The sequence below is a fragment of the Microbacterium sp. H6 genome (genome assembly GCF_003314775.1).
GTDB classification, from domain to species: domain Bacteria; phylum Actinomycetota; class Actinomycetes; order Actinomycetales; family Microbacteriaceae; genus Microbacterium; species Microbacterium oxydans.
On record NZ_QOAY01000296.1, the window covers coordinates 17,725 to 21,559 of the forward strand.

Consider the following 3,835-nt stretch of genomic DNA (forward strand, 5'->3'; position numbering starts at 1 on the left):
GCGCTGCGCGGCATGAACGCCGTCGGGACCCTCGTGGTGAGCACCTGCGCGGCCTTCACCCTCGTGCTGCTGGTGCGCGTGGGGGAGAAGGCCGCTGCCGGTCGCAGCACCGACGGGGCGGATCGCGCCCGCAGACGTCTGCGCAAAGCCGAAGCGCAGAACGACCAGCCGTGGTCCGTCCTCGACATCCGCCTCGACGATCCGGTCGACCTCCGCGAAGCATCGACCGGAGCGGAGTTCGCCCGCATCGTCGATCGCTTCCACGACGACATCGAAGACGCGCTGCCGGCATCGGCGGACGCCGATCGGATCGAGGACGGGCGGGCCGTCGTGATCATCCGTGGCAGCGACGAAGCGGTGCGGTATCACCTGCGCGCCATGCTCACCCGCATCGCCATGCTCGAGAGGGGAGCCTCCGCGAGTGGTATCCGCTCCTCCGCCAGCATCGGCTGGGCGCCCGTGTCCGTCGTCGGCTACGACTACGACCTGCTGCGGGCTGCGGCGGACCGGGCCGCGGTCAGAGCCAGGGCGGCGGGCGGCGATCAGTGGAAGCGCGCCAACGCGGACGACCTGATCGGCGTGCGACCGGCGGGCTGACTACCGCGTGCGGGTCTCTCGTCCTCGCGCGAGGGCAGCGACGATCGCGCCTTCGGCGTCGTCACCCGTCTCGGCGGCGGCCGACACGTTCTCGGCGACCACGGCCTCGATGATCTCGGTCCTCTGGATGCGCGTCTCGCGCGGCGCCTTCACGCCGATGCGCACGCTGTCGCCCTTGATCTCGAGCAGCGTGACCTCGATGTCGCCGTCGATGCGCACGCTCTCACCGATCCGCCTCGTCAACACCAGCATTCGTTCAGCCTAGTGCTGCGGGGACGACGCCGACCGCCGGTGCGGGGATGTCGTGCACGACGCCCACCGTCTCGATCGTGAGAGCCGCGGCAGTCGCCTCGTTGTACGACAGCACGGGGAGGCCGTCGGTCTGCGCGGAGATGAGGCGCCGCACGGCCGGTCGCAGCGAGGGTGCGCACACGAGTACCGGCTCGCCGCCTTCCCGCACCGAGGAGACGGCGTGCTTCACGGACTCGATCACGGTCTCCATACGCTGCGGATCGAACACGATCTGACTGCCCTCGTCGCTCGAGCGCAGGCTCTCGAGCATGGCCTGCTCCAGCAGCGGGTTGATCATGACGACGCGCAGGGTTCCGGCATCGGCGAAACGGGCGGCGATCGCCGGGCCGAGGGCGGCGCGGGCGGCCTCGATCAGGCCCTCCGGCTCGGTGGACACCCTGGCCCGCAACGCGAGAGCCTCGTAGATGCGGCTGAGGTCGTTGATGGGGACCCGCTCCGCCAGGAGGCCCTGCAGCACGCGCTGCACCTCTGCCAGCGAGAGCAGAGCGGGGGTGAGCTCCTCGACCGCAGCGGGCGAGACCTGCTTGAGGGCGTCGGTGAGCTGGCGCACGTCTTCGCGGCTGAGCAGTCGAGCGGCGTGGGCGTGGATGACGCTGGAGAGATGCGTGATGATCACACTCGCGCGGTCGATCACGGTGGCCCCGGCGAACTCTGCGCTGTGGCGCATCTCCATGGGGATCCACTTGCCCTCGAGACCGAAGACCGGGTCGAGCGTCGCCGTGCCGGGAAGGCTGTCCAACCCCTGTCCGAGCGCGAGCACCGACCCGACGGGTGCCGTACCGCGACCGGTCTCGACCCCGGCGATCCGGATGACGTAGGTCGCCTGCGGCAGCTCGATGCTGTCGCGGGTGCGCACCGGTGGCGCGACCAGCCCCAGATCGAGGGCGATGCGGCGTCGGAGGGCTTTCACGCGTGCGAGGAGGTCGTCCGGGCCCCCGGTGACCAGATCCACGATGTCGGGGGCGAGCAGGATCTCGAGCGGATGCACACGCATCTTCTCGATGAGCTCCTCCGGCTGGTCGGTCGGAACCGTCGACGGGCTCTGCACCGCAGCCGCCTCTTCGCGTTTCTGGGTGGCCTTGATCCGCTGCGCGATCAGCAGCAGCGTCGCGCCGATCGCGACGAACGGCAGCATCGGCATGTGCGGGATGAGCGACATGATGATCGCGGCGCATCCGGCGATGATCAGCGCATTGCGGGACTGGCCGAGCTGGGCGGACGCCGCCGTCCCCATCTCCGCCTCCGCCGTGGAGCGGGTCACGATCATGCCGGTGGAGACGGCCATCAGCAGGGCGGGGATCTGCGTGACCAGACCGTCGCCGATCGTCAGCAGGCTGTAGGTGCTCACGGATTCGTCGATCGTCATGCCGTGCTGCACGATCCCGATGGCGATGCCGCCGACGATGTTGATGATGATGATGACGAGACCGGCGATCGCGTCGCCCTTCACGAACTTGGACGCACCGTCCATGGCTCCGTAGAAGTCGGCCTCGGCCGCCACCTCGGCGCGGCGCTCGCGGGCCTCCGCATCGGTGATGAGTCCGGCGTTCAGGTCGGCGTCGATGGCCATCTGCTTGCCGGGCATCGCGTCGAGCGTGAATCGTGCGCCGACCTCGGCCACGCGCTCCGCACCCTTTGTCACGACGACGAACTGGATGACGACGAGGATGAGGAACACGACGGCGCCGATGATGAGCGAGCCGCCGACCGCGATGGCGCCGAAGGCCTCGATCACCTGCCCCGCATACGCCTCGCCGAGCACCAGACGGGTGGAGGCCACGTTGAGCCCCAGGCGGAACAGCGTGGCCACGAGCAGCAGCGAGGGGAAGACCGAGAAGTCGAGCGGCTTCTTCACGAACATCGACGTCAGCAGGATCACGAGCGCGAACATGATGTTCAGGATGATGAGGATGTCGAGCAGGAACGGCGGCACCGGCACGACGAGGAGCATGATGATGCCCACGACGCCGATCGGCACTCCGAGCTTGGGAAGCAGCTGTCTCATGCGGTCCTCCGGTAGGGAAGGGAGTGGATGCCGCGGGCGGCCCCGCGTCGTCGCAGCGAGTCGACGAACACGAGCACACGGGCCACGGCGTTGTACAGGTCTTCGGGGATCTCGTGCCCGAGCTCGCAGGCGGCGTGCAGAGCCCTGGCGAGGGTGATCTCGCGCACCAGTGGGACACCGGCGCGCACGGCCTCGTCGCGGATGCGCTCCGCGATCACGCCGCTGCCCTTCGCGACCACCTTGGGCGCGGCCCTGCCGGGTTCGTACCGCAGTGCCACGGCGATGTGGGTGGGATTGACCACCACCACATCGGAGCCGGCGACGGCCGCGATCATGCGGTTGCGGCTGACAGCGAGCTGCCGTGAACGGCGCTGCTGGCGGATGAGCGGATCGCCTTCGGAGTTCTTGCTCTCGTCGCGGATCTCGCGCTTGGTCATGCGCGTGTGCTTGCGGTTGCGTCGCATCACCACGAACATGTCGATCGCGGCGAGGGCCAGCCCCACGCCGATCGCGGTCTGCAGCAGGGCGGTCGTGCCTTCGCTCGCGGTGCCGAGCATTCGGGTGACGGAGTGCGCCCCGCTCGCGGTCAGCACGGGCATCAGGCTCGCGATCACGAACCAGAGGGCGATGCCGATGGCGGCGGTCTTCATGAGGGCCTTGGCGCCCTCCCAGAGAGCCTGCATGCCGAACACGCGGCGCACGCCGTTGACGAGGTTGAACTGCTCGAAGCGGCCCGTCAGAGGGCGCAGGTGCACACCGCCCTGGATGACCGCGCCGATCAGGGTGACGATCGCGACGGCCGTCAGCATCACGGTGAGCGTCGGGAGCACGGAGGCCAGGCCGCGGCCGAGCGCTGCGAGCGCGGCCTCCGGCGTCGGCGCCGCGACCAGGGAGTCGAGCGTGAGCAGCTGCTCCGTCCCC

Annotated in this window: 3 protein-coding genes and 1 pseudogene; 1 reads left to right on the top strand and 3 read right to left on the bottom strand. The window is 69.5% G+C overall.

Going from position 1 to position 3,835, the window contains the following annotated elements:
- Nucleotides 1–597 (top strand): annotated as a pseudogene (locus DSP71_RS24350) (hypothetical protein); the annotation flags it as partial.
- Here DSP71_RS24350 and csrA read toward each other — a convergent pair.
- The 3 genes from csrA to DSP71_RS19195 all read right to left on the bottom strand — a co-directional run.
- Nucleotides 598–849 carry a carbon storage regulator CsrA gene (csrA, locus tag DSP71_RS19185; protein WP_046747374.1) on the bottom strand — a complete coding sequence of 84 codons (252 nt, stop codon included), beginning with the start codon at nt 847–849 and terminating at the stop codon, nt 598–600.
- Between the two features lie 4 nt (nt 850–853).
- Nucleotides 854–2,914 (bottom strand): flagellar biosynthesis protein FlhA, encoded by a 2,061-nt coding sequence (locus tag DSP71_RS19190; protein ID WP_058632698.1) that lies wholly within the window; start codon nt 2,912–2,914, stop codon nt 854–856.
- The coding region (locus tag DSP71_RS19195; protein WP_113681840.1) for a flagellar biosynthesis protein FlhB at nt 2,911–3,835 on the bottom strand (925 nt) is incomplete at its 5' end. The genes DSP71_RS19190 and DSP71_RS19195, both read right to left, overlap by 4 nt.